Source organism: Janthinobacterium sp. B9-8, assembly GCF_000969645.2.
Classification (GTDB): Bacteria; Pseudomonadota; Gammaproteobacteria; order Burkholderiales; family Chitinibacteraceae; genus Iodobacter.
Map to the genome: position 1 here is coordinate 496,525 of NZ_CP014222.1, position 23,088 is coordinate 519,612.

Annotated in this window: 21 protein-coding genes; 8 read left to right on the forward strand and 13 right to left on the reverse strand. The window is 46.7% G+C overall.

Annotated elements, in window-relative coordinates:
- The first annotated feature begins 1,014 nt into the window (after positions 1-1,014).
- From VN23_RS02130 to VN23_RS02150, 5 genes are all read left to right on the forward strand, one after another.
- Complete coding sequence (locus tag VN23_RS02130) at positions 1,015-2,838, forward strand: S8 family serine peptidase (RefSeq protein WP_046353416.1); 1,824 nt, start codon at positions 1,015-1,017, stop codon at positions 2,836-2,838.
- A 10-nt stretch (positions 2,839-2,848) separates the two neighbouring features.
- Entirely contained in the window at positions 2,849-3,337 is a 489-nt protein-coding gene (locus tag VN23_RS02135; RefSeq protein ID WP_046353415.1) for a hypothetical protein, read from the forward strand.
- A gap of 122 nt (positions 3,338-3,459) precedes the next feature.
- Complete coding sequence (locus tag VN23_RS02140) at positions 3,460-4,602, forward strand: glycerophosphodiester phosphodiesterase (RefSeq protein WP_046353414.1); 1,143 nt, start codon at positions 3,460-3,462, stop codon at positions 4,600-4,602.
- Positions 4,603-4,726: 124 nt separating this feature from the next.
- Complete coding sequence (locus VN23_RS02145) at positions 4,727-5,302, forward strand: molybdopterin-dependent oxidoreductase (protein WP_156455097.1); 576 nt, start codon at positions 4,727-4,729, stop codon at positions 5,300-5,302.
- 2 nt (positions 5,303-5,304) lie between these two features.
- Positions 5,305-7,422, forward strand: a complete 2,118-nt coding sequence (locus VN23_RS02150) for an ATP-binding protein (RefSeq protein WP_046353412.1) — start codon at positions 5,305-5,307, stop codon at positions 7,420-7,422.
- Between the two features lie 27 nt (positions 7,423-7,449).
- Here VN23_RS02150 and VN23_RS02155 read toward each other — a convergent pair whose 3' ends face one another.
- Together VN23_RS02155 and VN23_RS02160 are read right to left on the reverse strand one after the other, a co-directional pair.
- The gene (locus VN23_RS02155; protein ID WP_046353411.1) at positions 7,450-7,728 is read right to left on the reverse strand and encodes a DUF2917 domain-containing protein; all 279 of its coding nucleotides are present in this window, start codon (positions 7,726-7,728) and stop codon (positions 7,450-7,452) included.
- A gap of 243 nt (positions 7,729-7,971) precedes the next feature.
- The gene (locus VN23_RS02160) at positions 7,972-8,736 is read right to left on the reverse strand and encodes an AraC family transcriptional regulator (protein WP_046353410.1); all 765 of its coding nucleotides are present in this window, start codon (positions 8,734-8,736) and stop codon (positions 7,972-7,974) included.
- Between the two features lie 95 nt (positions 8,737-8,831).
- Between VN23_RS02160 and VN23_RS02165 the strand changes: the two genes are divergently transcribed.
- On the forward strand, positions 8,832-10,028 hold the full coding sequence (locus tag VN23_RS02165) for an MFS transporter (protein WP_062654796.1): 1,197 nt from the start codon (positions 8,832-8,834) through the stop codon (positions 10,026-10,028).
- Between the two features lie 337 nt (positions 10,029-10,365).
- On the forward strand, positions 10,366-11,178 hold the full coding sequence (locus VN23_RS02170) for a substrate-binding periplasmic protein (RefSeq protein WP_082752554.1): 813 nt from the start codon (positions 10,366-10,368) through the stop codon (positions 11,176-11,178).
- Here the strand turns inward: VN23_RS02170 and VN23_RS02175 are convergent.
- From VN23_RS02175 to VN23_RS02225, 10 genes are all read right to left on the reverse strand, one after another.
- Entirely contained in the window at positions 11,151-11,528 is a 378-nt protein-coding gene (locus VN23_RS02175) for an MmcQ/YjbR family DNA-binding protein (RefSeq protein WP_046353407.1), read from the reverse strand. The genes VN23_RS02170 and VN23_RS02175 overlap by 28 nt on opposite strands.
- A gap of 67 nt (positions 11,529-11,595) precedes the next feature.
- A complete protein-coding gene (locus VN23_RS02180; protein WP_197433004.1) occupies positions 11,596-12,414 on the reverse strand; it encodes a polysaccharide deacetylase family protein in 819 nt (272 codons plus the stop codon).
- A 40-nt stretch (positions 12,415-12,454) separates the two neighbouring features.
- Complete coding sequence (locus tag VN23_RS02185; RefSeq protein ID WP_046353406.1) at positions 12,455-12,976, reverse strand: GNAT family N-acetyltransferase; 522 nt, start codon at positions 12,974-12,976, stop codon at positions 12,455-12,457.
- Positions 12,977-13,031: 55 nt separating this feature from the next.
- Positions 13,032-13,805 carry a substrate-binding periplasmic protein gene (locus VN23_RS02190; RefSeq protein ID WP_052746778.1) on the reverse strand — a complete coding sequence of 258 codons (774 nt, stop codon included), beginning with the start codon at positions 13,803-13,805 and terminating at the stop codon, positions 13,032-13,034.
- A gap of 256 nt (positions 13,806-14,061) precedes the next feature.
- The gene (locus tag VN23_RS02195) at positions 14,062-14,712 is read right to left on the reverse strand and encodes a hypothetical protein (RefSeq protein ID WP_156455098.1); all 651 of its coding nucleotides are present in this window, start codon (positions 14,710-14,712) and stop codon (positions 14,062-14,064) included.
- A gap of 251 nt (positions 14,713-14,963) precedes the next feature.
- Positions 14,964-16,106: a TonB family protein gene (locus VN23_RS21245; RefSeq protein ID WP_082752556.1), complete on the reverse strand. Its 1,143-nt coding sequence runs from the start codon at positions 16,104-16,106 to the stop codon at positions 14,964-14,966.
- The gene (locus VN23_RS02205; RefSeq protein ID WP_046353404.1) at positions 16,106-16,687 is read right to left on the reverse strand and encodes a biliverdin-producing heme oxygenase; all 582 of its coding nucleotides are present in this window, start codon (positions 16,685-16,687) and stop codon (positions 16,106-16,108) included. Before VN23_RS02205 ends, VN23_RS21245 begins: the two co-directional genes overlap by 1 nt.
- Before the next feature lie 126 nt (positions 16,688-16,813).
- Positions 16,814-19,720: a TonB-dependent receptor gene (locus VN23_RS02210; protein WP_052746777.1), complete on the reverse strand. Its 2,907-nt coding sequence runs from the start codon at positions 19,718-19,720 to the stop codon at positions 16,814-16,816.
- Positions 19,721-19,970: 250 nt separating this feature from the next.
- On the reverse strand, positions 19,971-20,975 hold the full coding sequence (locus VN23_RS02220) for a FecR family protein (protein ID WP_052746776.1): 1,005 nt from the start codon (positions 20,973-20,975) through the stop codon (positions 19,971-19,973).
- The gene (locus VN23_RS02225) at positions 20,972-21,445 is read right to left on the reverse strand and encodes an RNA polymerase sigma factor (protein WP_046353402.1); all 474 of its coding nucleotides are present in this window, start codon (positions 21,443-21,445) and stop codon (positions 20,972-20,974) included. The genes VN23_RS02220 and VN23_RS02225 overlap by 4 nt, the downstream gene beginning before the upstream one ends.
- Positions 21,446-21,661: 216 nt before the next feature.
- Between VN23_RS02225 and VN23_RS02230 the strand changes: the two genes are divergently transcribed.
- Positions 21,662-22,462: a MerR family transcriptional regulator gene (locus VN23_RS02230; protein ID WP_046353401.1), complete on the forward strand. Its 801-nt coding sequence runs from the start codon at positions 21,662-21,664 to the stop codon at positions 22,460-22,462.
- A 104-nt stretch (positions 22,463-22,566) separates the two neighbouring features.
- Here VN23_RS02230 and VN23_RS02235 read toward each other — a convergent pair whose 3' ends face one another.
- The gene (locus VN23_RS02235) at positions 22,567-23,034 is read right to left on the reverse strand and encodes a 5' nucleotidase, NT5C type (protein ID WP_052746775.1); all 468 of its coding nucleotides are present in this window, start codon (positions 23,032-23,034) and stop codon (positions 22,567-22,569) included.
- Positions 23,035-23,088 lie beyond the last annotated feature (54 nt).

The window sequence follows — 23,088 nt, forward strand, 5'->3', positions numbered from 1 at the left end:
TAGTGTTAATTTTTTTGAGTTTGATATTTATAAGTGTTATGTATTATTTTTTTAGCTTAGATTTGAGTGTTATTAACCAATCAAAATACAGAGTGGACCGTGTAGATTGTCAATCAAATTATGGTAAGAGGTGGATTTTTAATAAGATAAATTCAAGTGATTCTCAAAGAAAGTGACTATGGGTTAAACATGGTTCAGCAATCCAGTGTAAGTTTAGTGTTCAAGGGAACGTCTCAGATCTGAAAGTAGTGGTAGGTTATTTTCACGAGAATAAAGGCTCAATTTCTTTAGTAATAAAAGAAGAAAGCGGTGTTTGGGCAATGGACATTAATGAGTCCGTAGGAAATAAAATAAAACGGCATGAGAAGATAAAAATATTGTTTCAGTAATTTTATGTAACGATTGGAGGTCGGTCCTGCAACCAGACAAAATAGTCTTGTAGGGTGGGTTAGTTTTATCAACCCGCGCTGGTAGATATCAGTGTGGAGTGTATGCAGATTGATATGTCTAATAAAATTAATCATATGGTGGATGATGTTTGTGTGTATAGACGTAGAGAAGACGGGTATGGGAACTAATTATAAATTGTTTTTTTAATTGATAATAAATAATTAAATATCAAATTGACTTTATTTGGCATATTCAATATTAACTCATTCATTGCTCATTTTTTCAAACGACGCCAGTGATATTAGGCGTCGCTTCAATCTAGCGTGTATCGCCTAAAGCACAGCATAAAAACATCGCTTGCCAATCCGATTGTGTTGCAAAATGTCAACGGCATAGTCTTGTTTGAAACAATCTGGTATTTCTGTAATAACAATCACTTAGCTATTTTTAAGCCTAGTTCAGGTGCAGTTTTTGGCTACTTTCTTTGCGCTTTCTTACATTATATTTCCCCTGTTGCCCTGCGCTGCATTAGGATTTTAAATCACTGCTTGCAGTGCTTGTCATGATTAGGGCTGGAATTTTGCCCGTCAATCCTCAGCGCATCAGTCAACTACGGGACTGTCTATGAAGCAAAAAACTCTGGCAACGGCGGTTAGCCTTGCCCTCTCTCTGCTTGTTCTTGATGCTTACAGTGCCACGCCGGTTCAGGATCGTTATTACCCGCTCACTCCGGGTGATCCTTTGCTTAGCCAGCAATGGTTTTTGCAAAATACGGGGCAGAATGCTTTTTCTAAATCGGGTGGTGTGCCCGGTATGGATTTGAATTTAGATTTCACTACTCAGCGCGGTATTCGTGGTGCTGGGGTGACGATTGCTGTGATTGATGATGGTCTGGAAATTAAGCACCCCGATCTGGCAGCAAATATTAAGCGTGGCTCTAAGAATTTTGTAACGGGATCGGATGATCCAAGTCCGGATAGCCCGCACAATGCTCACGGTACTGCTGTGGCAGGGATTGCAGCAGCGGTGGGTTTTAATGGCATTGGTGGCCGGGGTGTTGCACCTAAAGCGGGCTTAAAAGGCTATAACTGGCTGCTGAATCAGTCATTCGAGGGCTTTTTGCATTCGCATGGCAAGCTGCCGGGCGATCCGCCATTGCAGGCGCATACTGATTCGCGGGTATTTAATCAGAGCTATGGCTCGCCTTCGCTTGCATCCAATAATGGCGATGTAGCCAGCAATTTGCAGCTGCAATTAGAAGAGCAGGTGTATGAAGAAGTGACCCGCCATAGCCACTGGGGCCGTGGTGCCTGGTTTGTAAAATCTGCGGGTAATGATTATCAAGCGGTGAGCGTATCTTTAGATGATGGCTCGCCTGCTTACTTGTTGCCTTTTGTGCGTGGCAATGATGGCTTGCCAATGCAGGATGCCGGCCTTGATCCTACTAATTCTAATTACTGGAACATCGTTGTTTCTGCCATGAATGCTAGCGGCGTGCGCTCGTCCTATTCCACCGTTGGGGCGAGTGTTTTGCTGACGGCTCCAGGCGGTGAGTATGGTACGGATTCTCCCGCCATGGTCACCACTGATCTGACAAGCTGCGAAAGTGGCTGGAATATCAAAGGCGATAGCAGCACAACGTTGCATGGTGGCAATGCGATTGATCCAAATTGCAATTACACCTCGCGCATGAATGGCACATCGTCTGCGGCACCGGTTACATCGGGCGCACTGGCCTTGGTGGCATCGGCCAACCCGGCTTTAAACTGGCGTGATATTCGCCATATTCTGATTAAAACCGCGCGTAAAGTAGATGCTAGTCAGCCGGGTGTGCAATTGAGCTTTAATGGCAAGGATGGGGTAGCCCAAAAGTATCTGGCGATTCCGGGCTGGCAAAAAAATGCGGCGGGTTATTCATTCCATAATTTCTATGGTTTTGGCCTGATTGATGTGGATCGCGCAGTGGAAGCGGCCTTGTCTTATGCTCGCCCCTTACCAGCGCTTGAAATCAGCGACTGGAAGCAGATTGATGCAAATGTCAGCATCCCGGATGCCAGTGTAAAGGGGGCAGAAAGCAGCTATCAGCAGTATGAAAATTCGACAGTTGAAGCGGTGCAAGTGCGCTTGAATATTGATCACGGGCGGGCTAAAGATTTGTCGGTGGAGCTGATTTCGCCATCGGGCACACGCAGTGTGATTTTATCTGCGCGTACCGGCTTGGTGCTTGAATCCAAAGGCTTTACCGAGCAAAGGCTTTTATCTCATCACTTCTACGGTGAAAAGGCGAAGGGACAATGGAAGCTGCGCGTGATTGATACCAATGGCGCTAATGCACCATATAACGTGTTGATTCCTAACCCGCGTAGTGTTGAAACGGTAGATCAAGCTAATAACAGCCAGGATGGTTTCTTAAAATCGTGGTCCATCCGCTTTATCGGGCATAAATAAGGAGCCGAATATGAATCGTTATTCAATCATCTTGCTATCTGCATTGTGCACAGCCAATGTGGCCGTAATTGCCGCACCTTCTGTTTTGCTGCCGCCTGTAAGTGGTGAAGCGGTGCAAGTGAATGGCAAAACGTATTTTAAGCAGGGCAATACAGCGTCTGCGCCAGCGGCTTCGCTCGCTTCTGAGCCACAGATTATTCGCCGGATGGCGGCAGAGCCAGAAGCAGGGCTGTATGCGGGCGATGTGCTCGGCTCTGCGCAGGAGCGCTTGCCTGCTACGGTGAGTGGCGCAGTTTTATTGCAGCTGAAAAATGCGGTGGATGAGCAGGCGCTTGTCAGCCAGTACGGCTTGAGCGTTAAATTTCGCACTCAATCCGTATTATTGCTGCAAGCTGCACCAGGGGCAGAGCTATTGCAATTGCTGGCCCAGCTGCAAGCTGATCAGCGTGTTAGCCGCGCAGAGCTGGAGTTAGTACGTAATAAAGCGCTTACTCAGTAAGCTGGTTGCCGCCTCAGCGGCAATCGCTGGGGCGGCTATTTATAGTGGACAAAGCTTATCGTCATGAGTATGTCATCGTAGTTGGCTAGATTGGCTTACCTTTCATTTTCGATACCCTATCTATGTTGCCTATTAAATTAACAACGCTGTCTACCGCTACATTATTTGCTATCGCACTGGGCCTTACAGCATGCGGTGGCGATGATGCCGATCCATTGCCAGTGATTACGCAAGCAGTGGCAACACCTCTTCCGGCCAAGTTAGTGATTGGCCATCGCGGCGCATCGGCTTTGCGCCCGGAGCACACGCTTGCGGCTTATACCAAGGCGATTGAAGCGGGCGCTGATGTGATCGAGCCTGATTTGGTGAGCACTAAAGATGGCGTATTAGTAGCAAGGCATGAGAATGAAATCTCCGGCACCACCAATGTGGCAGATAAGCCCGAGTTTGCTGCTCGCAAAAAAACTAAAAAAATTGATAATGTAGATTACACCGGCTGGTTTACCGAAGACTTTACTTTAGCCGAGCTAAAAACACTGCGAGCCAAAGAGCGTATTCCGGCTAATCGACCGGAAAACACCAAATACGATGGACAATTTGAAATACCTACATTGCAAGAAGTGATTGATCTGGCGAAAGCCAAGACTAAAGAAACCGGCCGCACGATTGGCATTTACCCTGAAACCAAGCACCCTAGTTATTTTAAGTCGATTAGCCTTCCGCTTGAAAAACGCTTGGTGGACATGCTGCATGCCAATGGCTATAAGGGCAAAACTGCGCCGGTGTTTATTCAGTCTTTTGAAGTGGCTAATCTTAAAGAAATCCGCACTCTGACTGATTTGCCGATTGTTCAGCTTTTGTCGGCCGCTGGCCAGCCAGAGGATTTTCGCCTAGCCGGGGATAAGCGCAGCTATGCAGATATTGCCACTGCTGCTGGCTTAAAAGAAGTCGCTAAGTATGCCAATGGTGTTGGCCCGTCTAAAGACATGATTATTCCACGCGATGCCAATAATAATTTGGGCACACCGACTAGCTTGGTAAAAGACGCGCATGCTGCCAATTTAGTTTTGCATCCTTATACCTTCCGCCCGGAAAACCCATTTTTGCCGGCTAATTTGCGCAAAGGCGATGTTAAATCGCTGAGCGAGCGCGGCGATTTGGCAGCAGAGCTTACGGTATTTCTGCAAGCAGGGATTGATGGTTTCTTTACCGATGATCCATCAATTGGCCGTGCGGCATTAGATGCTTATTTAGGAAAAAAATAATCTAAGCGTCAAGATGGCATTTAATGAGGAAGATTACAAAAGCATAAATTACTTTTTGAAGCGCAAATAAAAAGGCTGCACCGAGAGGTGTTGCCTTTTTTATTAAACAATTCTCGCAAAATAAATGGGCGATCTGTTATGCATTTTTAAGTGGCATTGTAATTACATAAGAATGATTTTTATATTACAATATGCTAATGTTTATGCTGTTCAGGGATTTTCAATGCTTCGTGCTGCCTTTTTAAGTTTATGCCTGATATTTTTGGGCTCTACAGCGATTGCAAAGACCGATGAAATTATCCTTACAGTAAGTGGTAAAGCGGGCGTAGCTCCCGTAATTAAATTAAATGATGTAAGCTTTGCCAAAATACCGCATATCAGCATGACCGTACTTACTCCTTGGTATCCCACCCCCCAAAATTTTGAAGGCCCGCTGCTTCGTGATGTGCTAAAACTGGCTGGCATAAATGATGGCAATATTAAATTAATCGCACTCAATGATTATGCAATATCAATTCCCGTGAGCGATGCATTGCAATACGATGTGATTTTAGCCCGCAAGCGAAATGGAAAAATCATGTCGGTGCGCGATAAAGGGCCGTTGTTTTTAATTTATCCATTTCATCAGCATAAAGAACTAATCAGCACGCAATATTTTCGCCGCTGCAGCTGGCAATTAAATAGCATTAAGGCGGAATAATTATGACCCGGTTCAGAATTATTTTAAGCGCAATTTGTATTGTTCTGCTGATGAATTTTAGCTTGATTGTGCATTTTGAATTAGAGCAAAAAAGAGAATTAGACCGGGCTAATCAATTTGGGATGGATAACCAGCTCTGGCAGTTTTTTCAGTTGAGTAATGAATATTATCGTTTACGCGAGGTTGTGCAGTATGGTGATCGGCGTCAGCTGGATAATGTGAATTTTCGTTTTGATATTTACTTTAGTCGGATTGATAGTTTTTCAAAAAATGAAATTGAATCTTCTGTTCTATTTAAAGATAAAAAATTACAATTAAAACTACTGATGCCCTTGGTTGATTTTATTCACAGCAGTGAAAAAAAGTTAAACAAAGGTTTTTCTTCTGAAAAAGAATGGTATCTTTTTCAATATGAAACTAAGCAACAGCAAGATGCTGTAAATAATCTGATTCAGGAAGCCAGAACACAGGAGGCAAAAGCAGTTGATGAATATCGGAAAAACATTACTCACTGGGGCGAATTGAGAATACTGCTCGCCACCACACAAATCTTGCTGTTAATTATTTTTGCTTCTCTGGGTATTTATGCCTTATGGAAATCAGAACAAAACCGTAAAAAATTAGCTGAGCTGGCAGAAACACTGGTAGAAGCAAGGCAGCAGGCAGAAATAGCAAATGCAACTAAAAGCCGTTTTTTAGCACATATTAGTCATGAGATTCGTACACCATTGACTTCTATTCTGGGCTATGCGGATCGCCTATTACATAATAAAAATTTAGCTTCAAACGAAAAACGTGAGATTGGCTATATTGCAAATAGCGGCACGCATTTATTAAGCCTGCTTAATAATGTATTAGATTTGTCAAAATCAGAGCAGAATAAAATATTGCTGATTATTGAAACGATTAACTTAAAAATGCTAAAAGTAGAATTAGAAACCATGTTCAGCATGATGGCGAAGGAAAGAGGTGTCATCTTTAATGTGGTTTTAGCGGCAGATCTTCCTGTTCATTTAAGCCTTGATGCAGGTAAATTGCGGCAGATTCTGATTAATTTATTAGGCAACAGCCTTAAATTTACTCAAAATGGCACAATTACTCTAACGCTCTACGGTGAGTCCTTAAGACATTGTTATTTACTGCACGCTGTGGTGGCTGATAGTGGTTGCGGTATTAAAAAAGAAGATCACCCTCGCATTTTTTCTCCTTTTGAGCAAAGCAAAGAAGGCCAATTAGCGGGCGGAACAGGGTTGGGTTTATCATTAAGCCGTGATTACGCACGCCTTATGCAGGGCGATATTACTTTTATCAGTGAAGAGGGCAAGGGAAGCGAGTTTATTGTGTCGATAGAAACGCAGCCTGTTGTGGTTTCTGCCGCTCCTGAGCAGCTTATTCGGCCTAAGCCACAATCTTTGCTTGGGCAAACTATTCTGGTGGTTGAAGATGAAATTATTAACCGTGAAATGATCTGCGGTATTTTGCAAGATTTCGGTGCTCATACGATTGAGGCAAAAAATGGCTTAGATGCCATTATGCAAGTGAACCGGTACTCAGGCATTGATAGCATTATCATGGATTATCAAATGCCAGAAATGGATGGAATGACTGCTGCCGGTATTTTGCGAGAGCAAAAATGGAAGAAACCCATTTATCTTGTTTCTGCCAGCCCTTTAGAAGAGTTGCAAAAAGCTGCTGGCTTTAGTGCATTTAGTGCGCATTTAAGAAAACCATTTAAAATAAATGAATTGATTAAACTGCTGGGTCACCGTCAGGAGTGCCACTTTAATCTGAATAAAGTGCTGCTTAATCATCATTCGGCCATTAAAGCACTGGGCTTTAAATTAGATCGCTATTTAGTATTAAGCCAGAAAGGGTTGAATCGGATTGCCGAGTTAGAAGTGCTTTATCAAACGGCACTCGATCAGAAAGCAGGGCAGGATGCGGTGCGTTATGCACATAGCGCCAAAGGAATTGCCTTGCAAATTGGTGCAGAAACGCTAGGCGAGCATTGGGCCATGCTGGAAGCCCAGCCTAAAAAAAGTGAAGTAATCAAATTAAGCCAGATTCGCCAGGATACACAGAATGAATTAGAAAAACTGCAATCTATCCCGGCCAATTGATTGGCTTAGCAGTACACGCTAAGCAACTTAGCTGCCAATTAAATGACGTGGCTGATTATTCATGCTAAAAACAGCACTCTGCTCTGATTGCGAAAGGTGTGCGTTGTTTGCAAAAACAAAGCGGCTATTTTGTAAGGCTTGAATAACCACCGTATCTGTACCCTCGATCTGCCATTTTTGCCCGCATTCCAAAATAACATCACGCCCATCGTGGCTAAGCCAGATTTGGCCTGCAGCACAATGAATCCATGTTTTGATGGCCCGGATAGAAAATACTTCTGCGGCTTTTAGATGAGTAATTTGCATGATGCCCTCGACGTTCACCGAATTACATCACTATACGAGGGTTGATACTTTGCGTTTAGTCACAAATTGCCACTGATTTAATCGTACATATTGGCAATTTATGCAATTGTAATGCTGAGTTTAAGTAGGTTCTGTGTGTTTTTGTCGCTCGCTGTTTGGTTTCGGCGCATTCTTTTTTATTAATGTCCCTCAGCGTAGTTGTTCACCGTGATTCAATATTTGGGGTTTTCTTTGCCACGCTTTTTACTTAAAAAACTCACTCGGTGCTACGCCAAATTGGCGCTTAAACATGGCGGTAAAAGCGCTGGGGCTGGCGTAGCCGGAATCGAGGGCGATATCAATGACGCGTTCACCACTGGCTAAGCGCTCCAGTGCTTTTAATAATCTGGCTTGCCGTCGCCATTCGCCAAAGGTCATGCCGGTGCTTTTATTAAAGCGGCGTTGCAGCGTTCTGGCGTCCACCCCTATTTTGCTCGCCCAATCACTGCTGCTGCGTATATCGTCGGGTGCGGCGAGTAGCTGGTCGCAAATCAGGCGCAGGATTTTGTCTTCCGGTATCGGCAACACCATGGGCAGGGTGGGAATGCTGATGATTTCGTCGAGCAGCAGCCGGATAATGCGGCCTTCGCGGCTGTCATTTGGATAGGGCTGATCAAAATTTACCGCCGCCAAGATTAGTTCGCGGAGCAGCGGGGTGATCGCCAATACGCAGCAGGGCAGATTGGGTAGGGCATCGGGGTGGATATACACCGTGCGCATTTCTACAAAAGCCAGCATATGCACCTCATGCCACACACCGGCAGGCAGCCAGATACCACGGTTGGGTGGCACAATCCATTGGCCGTAAGGCGTAATCACACGCATTACGCCGCTGATGCCATAGAGCAATTGCGCCACTTCGTGCTGGTGCCGAATCGTGCTGGTGCCTGATTCGCGCTCGCCCGATTTACCGATCAAGAGTGCATTGCCCAGTTCACGTGGTGGGCCTAAGTTTTGAATCGTCGCCATCGTGTCGTTTTTGCAATAGTTGTCGCCTTATCTGCGTAAGACAGGCGTGATTAATGACCTTAACATGCATCTATAAAACAACAAAGGTAAATGTCATGACCACGGCAATGATGGAGATCAAGCCAGCGATCGAGGCCACGCGCTATCGCGTATTAGCAGCAATCAGTAGCGCGCATTTTTTAAATGATATGTTGCAATCCTTAATTCTGGCGCTGTATCCGCTGCTCAAAGGCAGCTATCACCTGAGCTTTACCCAGATTGGTTTACTTACGCTCACCTACCAGATTACTGCATCGATTTTGCAGCCGCTGGTGGGCAGCTTTACCGATAAGCATCCGCAGAAATATGCGCTGGTGGTGGGGATGGGCTTTTCAATGTGCGGGCTGTTATTGCTCTCGCAAGCGGCTACCTTTGGCTTATTGCTATTGGCGGCGGGGCTGACTGGCACCGGCTCGGCTATTTTTCATCCCGAATCGTCCCGTGTGGCAAGGTTGGCTTCGGGTGGCAAGCATGGGCTAGCGCAGTCTATTTTTCAGGGGGGGGGAAACGCGGGTAGTGCTTGCGGGCCTTTGCTTGCTGCGCTGATTGTAATTCCGCTGGGGCAGGGCAGTCTGGCGTGGTTCTCGCCTGCAGCCCTTTTGGCGATGGCGGTGCTGTGGCAGATTAGTATTTGGAAAGCGCGTCAGCACAAAAACGCAGGCAGTAAGGCACATAGGGCGATTCAGCCTTTGCCGCAGCGCCAGACGCTCTATGCGATGGCGGTGCTGATTGCCTTGGTTTTTACCAAGTATATCTATATGTCTAGCTTTCACAGCTATTACACATTTTATCTGATCGAGCGTTTTGCCTTGAGCGCTCAAGCAGCGCAGCTGATGTTGTTTATCTTCTTATTTGGCGTGGCCTTGGGGACGATTTTGGGTGGGCCGATTGGTGATCGGATTGGCCGCAAGCGGGTGATCTGGTTTTCTATTTTAGGCTCAGCACCGTTTTCGCTGGCGCTGCCCTATATGGATTTAAACGGCACAATTGCGCTGAGTTTTATTATTGGCGTGGTGATGTCATCGGCTTTTTCGGCCATTTTAGTGCTGGCGCAAGAGCTGCTACCGGGCAAGGTGGGCATGGTCTCGGGCTTGTTCTTTGGGCTTGCCTTTGGTGTGGCGGGCATAGGTGCTGCGGTGATTGGCAGCTTTGCCGATCAATATGGCATTGCCAGCGTTTACCACTTTACGGCATTTTTACCGCTCGGGGGGATGATTGCCTTGCTCTTGCCTGATATGAAAAAAGCCAGTTGAAGTGACAAGGGGAAAGGGGCTGACAGCTTTATGGCTGAAAACGCCCCTTTTGTTGCTCTGGTTTCTGCCTTGTTTAAAACACGATGCAAGCCAATTTAAAGTAATCTTGCCATGCCGCTGTAGACCAATAGGTAAAAGGTGCTGGCTGCAAATCGGATTTTGAATATGCGTTTGATGCGCAAGAAAAGCGTTCAGGACATGCTGGCTTTTTCCCAGACATCCACGGCGCTTTGCCGTCTATGCGCTATCACTACGGGCTATTTTGCTTGAGCTATGCTGAACTGAGTAAAATCAACTAGCCCATTTTTATGATGAGCGATGAATACAGAGGTTAGCTATGTTTCAGCAAAGAGCTGCAATGTATCTGATTGGTTTTTTGATGACATTGCCGAGCATCTCTATGGCGGCTACCCCATGCTCCCGACCATTTATTGTGGCGGCAAGCCCGCTTAGTATTTTTATGGAAGTGGATGATGCAGATCGCGTTACGGGCGTGGTGCCTGATTTTCTGGCTGAGATCACTAAAGCCACGGGGTGCCAGTTTATTTATGAAGTGATGCCCAGAATACGTGCGCTGCGCATGTTTGAATCCGGGAAAATTGATTTAATTGCAGCATCAAGAACCGCAACGCGGGATGCAATCGCAGACTATATCAATGTTATTTCTGAGCAACCTAGTTTAATTGTATTAAAAGAGCGCCCGAATGGCGGAGAGCCTCTCGATGATTTAATGCAGGGCAAATTAACAGTGAATGTGGTAAGAGGTTTTGATACAGGACCGGAATATAGGGAGCTGCTTGCTAAATTGCGCCAGAAAAATCAATTAGAAGACGTATTAGATACCGATGTGATTGCACGTAAAATGCTTGAGAAAAGATGCGATGCCACCATTGTGGGTACAGCTACCTTTGCCAAATCGATTGAGAAATTTAATCTGGCATCTAAATTACAAGCGATACCCATGGAATCTCTGCCGCTGACTTATTCGGGGTTTTATTTCTCTAAAACCAGCATAAAAGAAAAAGACAGATTACTATTAATGGCTGAATTTAATTCAAGCTTGAAAGCGGGTAAGTTGAAAGATATTTTTATGAAAAGAGTTAAAAATATGAGCGAGTTTTATCATTCTATTTCGTTCGAAAAACCATGAATGATGATTGCCTGTGCTTTTTTACTTAGGCTGCTGAATGCTTTTTGGTATGAGCTATCAATCAGTGTTTTTATCAGATTACTTTCTTGTAATTCAACATTAATAATACTGATCCAGTGAAAGCGCTGCATATAGCGGGCGGGCTTGATTCCCGCTTGATCGGTTAATTCTAAAAAACGTTCCGCACCTACTCGAATACTGAAACGCCATTGTTCTGGCTGGCTGGTTTTAAAATAGGCAAATTGCTTATCGCCAACATAAAAAACTAAAACATTAGAAGGGGCGGAAAATTCATTTTCGCTTACCCCGGCGAGCGATCGGCAATAGTCTTTTGTGGCTTTGATATTCATGATTGGCTATCCAGGGATTGCCCGTTCTGCTTTGGGCTAGAAAACAGAACGGCTGATTAGGTAGAAATTAGAGGGTAGGCGTGGGTTTTACCGGTGCTAATTTCGCAGGGATATTTAGTAGCTTATCTACTGTTGTAAATTGATAGCCTTGTTTTCTTAGCACAGGAATCAGGCGTGATGTGGCCATGATGGTGGGCTTACGGCCACGGCCACCAGAATCGTGCATTAATACAATTGCTTCCGGGTGGATATATTGCTTGATTACGTTTTCTATGGCGTTGCTAGCTAGCTCGTCCATTTTGTTTTGGTAAGTATGAAACCAATCGGCACTATCTACCGACCATAAAATGGCTTTCATGCCTTTATCCCGCAGGCTTTTAATTTGGCTATCGTTTAAAAAGCCATAGGGTGGCCGCATCATACTGGGCTGAAACCCGACTACTTTTTGGTAGGCTTGCTGGGTTCTTTCAATCTGATCTTTCCACCAGACACCGTTTTCTTCCAGTTTGCTTAAATCGGGGTGGTTATAGCTGTGGTTAGCCAGCGTATGCCCTTCGGCCAGCGCACGGCGTACGGTATCGGGAAACTGCTCAATCTGGCTGCCTTGCCAGAAAAACGTGGCTTTTACATTCTCTTTTTTGAGTAAATCAAGCAGGGCGGGGGTATCCAAGCTGGGGCCGTCGTCAAAAGTGAATGCAATTTCTTTACGCTCTCCCAGACCTTCCAGAAAGTAAGTATCTGCAAATTCTTTGGCTTGCCTGTCTAATACTGCCGGTGGTACTTGGCCCCAGTTTTCCACAAAAGGCGTGCGTAGCCGGGGCGGCGTTTGCGCTTGAGCAGTGCCTACAGTAAGCAGAGCGCCCATCATCATGCTGATATATTTCATATTTGATCCTTTGAGTTGGGTTTTACGGGCAGCGCTTAGCTCAATCATGGGCTGTGCTGAATTTGTAGTAATACACCGTGGGCTGCAGTGTGCCATCGGGGCTGGCTGCATAGTCGGGGATTTCTCCCACTCGTTGCCAGCCTAGGTGGCGGTAAATGGTTTCTGCCAGCGAGCCCGCTTCCGTATCCAGCACCAGCAAGCTGCGTCCAAGCTGGTGCGCAAAGGATTCGGCGGCCCTCATCAGCAGGCTGGAAATACCCTGGCCACGGTGCTCGCTAAGTACAAATAGTTTTTGGATTTCGGCCCGATGGCTGCCATTTTGCTTAGTACAGGTCGAAAGCTGTACCGATCCCACTACCTTGCCTTGCTCTTTTGCTACCCATAGATAAAGCCCGTCATCCAGTGATAAGTAAACATGCTCCCAGTATTGCCTTGCATCCTCCGGGGATAGGGGCGCAAGAAAACCAACCGATGCCCCGCCATGTACGGCATCGCTCAAGAGTTGGCACAAGCCTGTGAGCAAGGACTGATCTGTAGAGCGGATTGCAGTAAGCGTGATCATGCTGATGGCCTGTGATTAAAATGACCTTACTATTTTTAAATAAGCAATTCATTGATCATGAATGCCGCTCGTTTTTAAATTCGGCTAAATAGCGTTGCTTTAAGGTATTAAGACGGCCATCTCGTTTTATTTTATGAAGCGCACGATTCATTCGCTGCACAATGGCTGGATCCGTACGCAGGCTGATGCCAAACCAATAATCTGGCTGTCTCATCACCAGCTGCACCGGTACAATATCATTTTGAATGCCAAGTTTCTCGGCATTGAAGTTTGCAGCCCAATCCAGTGAGAGTAATAAATCAAATCGTGCATATTTAAATTTACGCATATTAATTTCATCATCTAAGGCTAAATCAAGCTTATTGGTATCAAACCCCAAGCGAATTAAATTTTCGCTCGCTGCAGATTCGCGCACCACACCAATATTGTAAGCACGGGCATCATCCAGCTTTTTGATCACAATATCTGTGCGCTGGGATAAACGATAAAGCATGATACTGCGCGGGCTAATCGGGCCCAGCCACTGAAATTGCGATTCACGCTCAGGTGTGCGTACCAGTGAATAAATCACAGTGTTGTCTTCTTCTTTAGCTCTTTTATAAGCACGAGGCCAGGGCAGGATTTCTTTTTTTATCTGAATTTTTGCTTCAAGTGCAATTAAATCGAGTAATTCACTGGAAAAACCAAGCACTTTGCCATTTTTTTCATAATTTAATGGCGGCAGATATTCAGTTACTGCCTTGAGCTGATCAGCTGCTTGGGCTGAAAGTAGGCTGGTTTGTAGAATAAACAGGCAAAGAAAATAGCGTATGTTTTTAGATATAGCCATATCGACTCATCAAGTGCTAGCCCTGTTCGATAGAAGAGGAGTGAGGCTTTTCTGATTAAATATTAATCAGAAAAATCATTCTGTTCTGAGGCATTTATATAAATATATTGCATGCTGGTGAAGCTGAGGTGTTGGTCGCGATAAATTAAGGTAATGATATAAGGCGCGTGGGCTCTAAGAACACACGCACCCTAAGTACTATATTTTGATTAGAAACCACTTAAGCTGATTCGTTCCTAATCTTACAATAGCTATTTTATCCTGCAAAAATATTTTGCTCAAAAATAGTGCCGCATGCCTTAGCTGCGGCCGTTAATTTTTCTTTTAGTAATGATGCATTATTCGCGGTAAGTTGATCATAACTTGCAGCTGTTTTTTCATCATCTGATACGTAAGTGCATGGAACTTGAGCAATTATTTTTCCATCTACTGGATCAAGCAAACGGGCACGAGCACTGTAAATCACTCTGTAGTGCGTCCAATTAGTTGGAAAGTAGTTAAATGTCCAGCCCAGCGTTTTGACATCAAACACTAAGCTACCTGCCTCTACTGTCTTTTTTATTTCATTCGTTGAATCATCACTTAAATTAATAACTTCTTTGATTTCTTTTGATTTCAAGCGATCAGCTAGTTTATTTTTAAGTTCTTTGGTAAGCATCACTGCAGGGTCATCAATATTATTATTTTTAACTAGGTCATTGCCCGCTGAAACCATAGCAATTACGCCTAAAACGCCAAACATGGCTTTCTCGGGCGTAGACGCAATAAAGTCAGGTTTTTCGTAGTTGACGGTGGTTAACGTTTTTCCATTGATTGAGCTTATTTTTTCAGGCGATGCTTTGATCATTTCAACAGATGCACAACCGGTCATCATGAGCAGAGAGATAAGAACAGCTAATTTCTTCATTAAATTTCTCGTAGGGGTTAGACAAGGTAAGTTTTTTTAGAACGTTGTCATTATTTCATTTTTTGAGTTGCTAAGGATTACTTTTTAAAAAATAATTTTAAATTATGCTGAATTTAAGTAAGTCATTTTTTGTAACGAAATTTCTATTAAACGATATCGCCGCAGATAAAAAAGCACGGCTAAGCGTGCTTTTTTATAAATGAATCAATGCCTTATTTTTATTTTGAATTTTGATCTAATTCAAGGTTTAATCAATTTTCAATAAAAAACTCAAACGGCACCAGTAGTTCCAGCTCTTCAGGTCGATCGGCGGGGATGCGGGGGAGGGGGGCTGCGCGGTTGAGGGCTTCCATGGCGGCCTTGTCGAGCGCAGGCACGCCAGAGCTGCGCTCTAGTTTGGCCGAGAGCACTTGCCCTTCACGATTAATCAGAATACGCAAATAGACCACGCCCTCAAAGCCGCGCATACGGGCGGCGGTGGGGTAGCGGCGAAAGCGCTCTAGGCGGGCAAGCACTTTGCCTTCCCAGCTATTACTGCCGCCGCTGGCTTGTTGCTGAGAGGCGGGAGGGGCTGCCGGGGCTGCGGCGATAGCTGCGGTTTTATTCAGCGGGCCCACTTCTTTACTGCTGGCTTGCTCGCTGGCTTTTTTCTCAGGCTGAGCCGAGGCTGAAAGCGTTGATTCGGCCAGCGTTTTGCTTACAATCTGCTCACTCGGCTGAGGTATGGCCTTGGGGGTGGGCTTGGCTTCTTTGGGCGCTTGCTTGGCCGCTGCCTGGCTGACGTGTTTGGCTTCGGTTTGCTCAAGTGGAATGGCTGGCGCTGCGGCCTGTAGCAGGGTGACTTCCATTTTTTCGCTGGCAAATTTGGGGCTGACTGGTGTGCTGGCCCAGTTGCTTACAAAATAGCTGAGCAGGCCCAGATGCAGCAAGAGGCTGATGACAAGGCTGCGTTTTAAACCTTGCTCTACTGATTGTTGAGTACAGGGAGTGGCGGCAGGTTTTGCTTCATCATTTGCTAGATCGGGGCGGCGGATGATGTAAATAGCAACCATAAGCTCGCACAGAGCGACGCTTGCCACGGCCCATTTGGGGACGGGGGAGAAGGCTAGCACGATCAGCCCCAGCAACATGCCGAGGCAGGCCAAAATTTTAGCCCGCTTCGGTATAGCACGATGCTCCCGCCAGGCGCGAAGCGACGGGCCAAAACGCGGATGCTGCAGCAGCCATTGTTCAAGGCGTGGTGATGATTTGCTAAAGCAAGCCAGTGCCAGCAGCAAGAAAACAGTGGTGGGCATAACGGGTAAAAATGCACCGATAATACCCAGCAGCACCATTAAGCCACCAAGCACAAGATAGGCCCAGCGTAATGGCGCATGCAGTCCGCGTTGATGCATTAATACACCTGATCTAAATGGTTATTCATGCGGGTGAAAGCGGCCTTGGCACCGGCTACTGCGCGTGCTTCTTCGGTCGCGCTTAAGGCAATGCCATCAAGTACAGCTACAAATTCGCGCCAGTTTTTAGCGCGCCCTTCTGGTGCTCCGGCTAAGTGACGAGCACCAAACTCTTCGGACAAGCCTAAGCTTGCCGCCATTTTTAATAAAATAGCCGCGCCAAGTTTAGAGCCTTCGGTGACATACATCCAGCCCAAAGCGGTGGGAATATCTTGAGTATGTGCAAGGGTGGGCAAAGTATCGTGTGCCGGCAGGCTGCGTTCTAAGTCGGTGATATCGGCAGCAATGCGATCATAGCGGCGGCGCTCGGCTAGATCAGGAAAAAGGGCGGCCAGCTGTGCGTTGTCATAAAGCGGATCGCAATCACGCAGAAAGCCATACTGGGCAATCAGAAAGCGGGCGTAGTTATCACGGCTTGCAAATGGCTTATTGGCCATGATGCGCTTATCCAGCTGATCGTGTGTGTCAGTCGTTAAGGCTTTAAGTTGTTGGGTACGGCTTAATTCGGCAACAGCATTCATAGTGGTTTGTTTACTCTAGTCATAAAGGTTGATTGATATTTAAAAATTGCTACAGGGCGGTGCAGTTTTATGCCCGCCCTATAGAAATGCTTAAGCTTGCCCAATGGCCGAGACAAGCAAAACGGTTTAGAACTTCATGCCTAGCGACATCCTTACCGTGCGCCCCGGCCCTGGCATCAGGCTGAGTGAGAGCGGATCGAGGTAGTAGCGATCGGTGGCATTGTCGATGGTCATATCGAGCTGGGTATCGGCGTTGATTTTGTAGCTGGCAAAGAGATCAACCAGGCTGTAGGGCAGGGTTTTGATCTGTACCGCAGTGCCGCTGGAGTGTTGCCAGGTTGAGTCTTTTTCTGCGGTGTTTAATGGGCCGCTCACATAGCTGGCACGTAAGCCCATCGTTAGTTTCTGATCCAGCAAACGTGCACCGAAAGTAGCATTGGTGCTGATTTTTGGTGGAATCATATTGCTAACATAGGATGAGGTGAAGCCAACTGGCGAGCAGTCAGGGGTTGCACTCATATTGGGTATGAAGCGGGCTTTAGTGCGTAAATAGCCCGCCATTTTTGAATCGCAAATCATTGCTTTGTGATTCAGTGTGGTGGCTAATTCACCAAAGAAATCACCCCTGTCGTAAGACGATTGCAGCTCAAAACCAGAAACGCTATAGCTATCTATATTTGCCATAGAAAAATTCTGCTCCCATGCTTTTTTACCTGATATTTGTACGCGGGTAATGTAGTGATCGGTGGTGTTATTAAAGTAAGCCACTTTCAGGCGCAGCTTATCGTCTGCTGTAAATACACCATCTTTAATAAAGCTAACCCCGGTTTCCCAGTTTTTGCTGTGCTCGGGCTCCAGAGGTGAAGAGAAAGTCGCCGAGAAGCCAACGGTGGATTCATAAAGGCTAGGCATGCGCAGCCCTTCGGTGTAGCGCAGGTAGCTGCTGATATTATCGCTAAGCTTAAAGCTCAGGCCAAAAGCAGGCGCAAAGCCGCTGCCTTCACGCTCTATCGGTGTGCTGCGGCTAAACGCGCCGGGGATGTCGTCGTGATAAACCATATCGTCGACAGTGGATTCGTGCACTTGGCTGCTGCTGATTTCTACCGGATCTTCGTCTTTTTCGTGTTCCAGAACAATTTTGCTGGCTTTAAGCGGATTAGTTGCATCGCTAAACTGGCCGTTTTGATCCTGATGCCAGAGCACTGTACCGATCCGATCATTTTTATCGTTATATAAATAAATACGCTTCCAGCCTAGTGGCTCTTTGAGTTGGGTGGCGGTGACATTGCGATCCTGGCTGCGGTAGCGCAAATAGCGGCCACCGGCTTCTACGGTCAACCAGCTTGTAGGCTGCCATTGCATATTAAGGAAAGCGCTTTCCTCATTACGCGTGCCGCTGCGCAAGGTGCGGTTGTGGTTTAAATCATCAATATCTATTTTTACGCTATCAGATGGGGCGATATCTTCTTTTTGCAGTGAAAACCCATAGTTCAGGCTAAAAGCACCATAGGCGCTATCAAAGCGTGAGGTATTGCTTAAATCGGCACCATAGCGCTGCGATTGGTTTTTAGCTAGGTAGAGTGTTTCTACGCATTGCTCACATTCGTGATCCCAGTTGGTGGGTTTGCCTTCGTGTGGGTTGCGGAAAACATCGCCATTGCGCGCCGCGCTTTCCATATCGGTGTACCACAGATTGGCTTTCAGGCTAATCAGTGGGTTGTCAGCGGGCTGATATTTATAGCGTGCAGTCCACGCATCGGTGCTGACTTCGCTCGGCTTCCATTGCTTAATAATGCCGGTGTTATTGCGCAAGATTTGCGAAGGCATAATTTCGCCATAAGCACTTTTAAAATAGCGGTAACCGAGCTCTAAAGCTTGATCGTCGCTCAGATTGATGGTGGTTTTCAGCAGAGCAGAATCGGTGGTGTTCGAGGTGTTTAAAACCTCGTCACCCGCATGATAGAAGCGCGTAATGCCGTCATCATCGCCATTCTTATCAATATTCTGGTAGCTGCTAAAGCCATTTTTACCTGCAAAATAATTGCCCGTGCTGCGATGGCTGATGGCGGCGATCAGATCAAAATCATCTTGCCGGGTGGCGTAGGCAAGGCTTAGAAAGCCGCTGCGCGGGTCCAGCAGATTGTTACGATCGGTGCGTGGTGTGGTTTCAAAGTTAGTTGGTGCTTCCTTGCTATTGTCTTGCAGGCCGGTGCGGATTCTAAAGCCGCTGCGCTCACCCGGTTTTAAAATATCTTCGGTACGCAATGTTTGCATACTCACTAGGCCACCAATTGCGCCCGCACCCTCAACGCCCATGCTTGGGCCTTTGGCGATCGTGATTTCGCTGATCAGCTCCGGGTCGATATAGCTGCGATCGGCAATCCCTGCGTATCCCCGGTAAACGGTAGAGGATTGCAAGCTGCCATCAATCAACACCGGTACGCGGCCCTGGCCCTGCATGCCACGGATATTCACATCCACCGCGCCGCTATTCCTTGCATCGCCCACTACCACGCCGGGCGTACCTTTAAAAATATCGGCGGGCGAGGTGCCCCGAAAGCGATCAATATTTTCGCGGCTGATATGTGCCGACGAGCCCGGCTTTACATAGGGGCGATCGCTGGCTTCGATTTGCTCATCACTTAAAAACGCTGCTGCCGCACCGCTGACTTTTACCGCGCCAATGGCAACGGCCTTATCAGTTTGCGGCTCCGGCTTTAAAACAATGGTGCCATCGCTATTGACTTCGGCGCGCAAACCACTGCCGCTCAGTAATTGCCGTAATGCATCACGCACACTATATGTGCCTTTGAGCGCCGCGCTTTGGTGGCCTTCAGTGAGCTTGGCATCGACCAGCAAGACCATGCCTGCCTGACGAGCAAGCTCGTTCAGTGCGCGGCTCAGTGGCTGGGTGCTGATATTAAATTCTGTAGCAGTAGGCTGGGCTGAGTGACTGGCCAGTGGTGCTGCAAAAGCCAAGCTAAGCGCCAAAATCAAAGGACGAATTGCTGTGCGGCGGCGGGATGCTTTCATAGGTTTCTATTCTCTCATAGATGATTTTAAGAATCATTCACAAGTAAAACGAATGAAACGCCGATACCCTGATGTGTTGGGGAAAATATTTTTAAATATTGAGGAAGTAGGGTGGGTTAGGCCGCTCTTGGTGGCGCTTAAGGAAGCCGATTTATTTCGGCCGCGTACCCACCATGGCACTATGCTGCGGTGGGTTATGGCCAAGAAACAGTTTTATCATTATTTAGCATTTCAATTGGCCTAAGCCGCCCTACGTTTTTGAGGGAGGGATAGGGGCCGCACTCTCTATCCGCCCCTTGTTTACACGTACCGGCAAAACCTGCGGCAGGGCGGTGGTGAATTGTTTGAGTTTGCTGACTTCAAAGCTGCCACTAATGCGTAATTTGGCAAGGCTTGGGTAGGCAATAGATAGGCCAGTTGGGGTGTAGCGCTCAAATTCGGCCAGTGCGTCGGCCAGCGTGGTGTTATCAAACGTCAGCCGTCCTTTACGCCAGCAGGCGACCGCTTCCGGCGCGATATGTTTAATGGCCGATAAATCACCAGCTAGCAGACTGATGGCGTCACCTGCTTGCAAAATGGCGGTTCCGCTGGTTTGGTCTTCACGCTGATTAAATGCAGTGACGCGTACCCTGCCTTCTTTCACCGCCACATTCACTTGCTCATTGATATTGCGCACGGCAAATTGCGTGCCGAGCACGGTAATACGGGCGTGATCAGTCAGCACATGAAAGGGTTTGTCTGCATCTTTGTTGACATGAAACATCGCCTGACCCTGCAGCAAGCGCATCTCGCGCCGATCACTATAGAGCGCAACACGCAGCTCGGAGCCGGTATCGAGCTCTACCTTGCTGCCATCGGGCAGCGTTTGCGAAATAAACTGGCCACGGGCGGTGGTAAAGGTTTGCTGATATTGCGGCTGGCGTTGATCAAACCACAGCAAGCTGCATACGAGTACCACCATCGCACAGGATGCAATTGCCATTTGTGGAAAAGCATTGCAAGCGCGTTGCCAGCAGCGGTTCCAGAATGAGGGCGAAGTGCGTGTGGTGAGTTGGGTGCGAACGTCTCGGCTTAATGCTGTAGTCTGGCTGGCGGGTAATTGGCCGAGCAGCGCATCCATGTCCATCATTTCCGTCCATGCGATTTGGTGGCTGGGATGGGCTGCCAGCCATTGCTGTAATGCGATTTCTCCCGCTTGATCGAGGCCTTGCTCTTGTCTGAGTAGCCATTGAGCCGCTAGATAATCTGTGCTCATTTTCCACCCCGCGCGGCCATGCCTTTTTTGCAGCTCACCATGGCGTTAATAATGTGTTTTTCCACCATATTGATCGAAATCCCCATTTGCTTAGCAATTTCGGCATGGCTTAAGCCATCAAATTTATACAGCACAAAGGCTTCTTTGCTGCGGGGGGGCAGGGTATCGATCAGCTCAAGCAAATGGTTCATAGATTGCCTGCCCGCAGCGCGCTGCTCCGGCTCGTCGGCACGTGATGCGGCCAGCTCGAGCTGTTCATAATTATCGTATTGGCGCGATTTATTCTGCCGGTATTGATCAATCACGATATTTTTAGCGGTGGTATAGAGCAAAGCGCCCAGCGCGCTATCTTTATGGTCGCTGGCTAACACGCGCGCATAAGCTTCTTGCACCACATCCTGTGCCTTATCGCGGCAGCCGATGGAACGGGAAATAAAGTGATGCAAATCGTGGTAATAACGCTCAAACACCGAACACAACCCAAGGCAGAAAAGCGGCGAATCATACCGTTTGAACTTAAAGATAACAAGAATCATTATTATTTATAAAAATGACAAGTGATTTGTAAGCTGGGGTAAGGACGTGCATAAAAATTGGCCTCGCAGGATTAGATTTTGCGATTTGCCTCTTGACCTTGCCCCTGCGGTAAGGTCGATACTATGTCCATCTGCTTACGAGAACATTCCATGCTTACGATTGGACAACTTGCCCGCTGCTACGGCCTGAGCACTAAAACGCTCAGGCATTACGACAGCATTGGTTTATTTAGTCCTGCTTTCACCGGCTGTGATAATGGCTACCGCTATTATTTGCCTGCTCAGGTAGCGGAGCTAGGGCAGATTGTCCGCCTGCGCCAGTTTGGCCTGCCTCTGGAAGAAATTCGCCAGCTCTGGCAAACCGGCACGGATGATCAGGCACTGCGCCAGCTACTGCAATCCCACACTACACGGTTGCAGAGCGAGATCGAAGATAAGCAAGAGCAGCTCACACAAATCCAGCTTTATCTCGCACAAGCCCAAAGGAGCCCTGTCGCTATGCAAACCCCTGAGATTGTTACCCGCCCCGCTTTCCGTGTGATTGGCCTTGCCTGGAGCCCGCAGGATGAAGGCAGTATTCCTGAAATGTGGGGGCGTTTTTTACAACGCGAACATGAAATCGCCGATATTCGCCCCGGCAGCAGCTATGGGCTTTGTCAGCCATTAGCTGATGGCCTGTGGCGTTATCTGGCAGCACTGGAAGTGGCGGCTGACGCGCCGGTTCCAGATGGAATGGATGCGCTCGATGTGCCAGAGCAACGCTATGCCCGTTTTGAACATATTGGCCCGGTAAGTGGATTGGCGGATACTTTTCGATCCATTCATAGTCGCTGGCTGCCTGCCGCAGGGCTAAGAGCTATTGATGGCATCGAGTTTGAATATATGGATCAGCGATTTCTGGCCCCCGATCACCCTGATTCTGTGACTGAGTTATTTATTCCAATTTATTAATCTTTAAAATTATAATTGTTGGCTTAAACATAAACTGAGCTAGCTGCCAACAAAGAGTTCTTTTGCTTCCAGCCAATTGTTAATTTTTTGGTAGCCGGTCTCGTTTATGTTTTTTCAGAGGTAAATAAATAGCCTTGTCCAGAAAAGTTATCAATATGCCTTGAACTATCATCAATAAGGTAGTCGCAATTGAGCATTCCTTTATACCCACAGAAAATGAAGTTCATTTCATTAATAAAGGGAAAATTATTTTTTAGCCAATCGTACTTTGCATTAAACGAGGAGGGATATTCCATTGCAGCGCTTGCAAAGTATATTTCATAATATTTTGATAGCTCGTATATAACTTCTACGGCATTTTCAATCACATCTAAATCTCGAAAAAAATCGGGGTGATGAGGAAAAGAGCGAACTGTATTTAAATGCTCTTTCAAAACCACATCATAGATTTTCTTTCCACGAAGCATCTCTTTGGAAAGCGTAATTCCAAATTCATTTTTGTACCAAGTGAGATGGCGTTGCAAGGTATCTGCAACCGTGTCGTCCATATCAATAGCGATACTTTTTTTCACTGTATATGCCTTATATAGCTGGCGGGATGAATGTTGCTTTGCTTGGTTAATTGC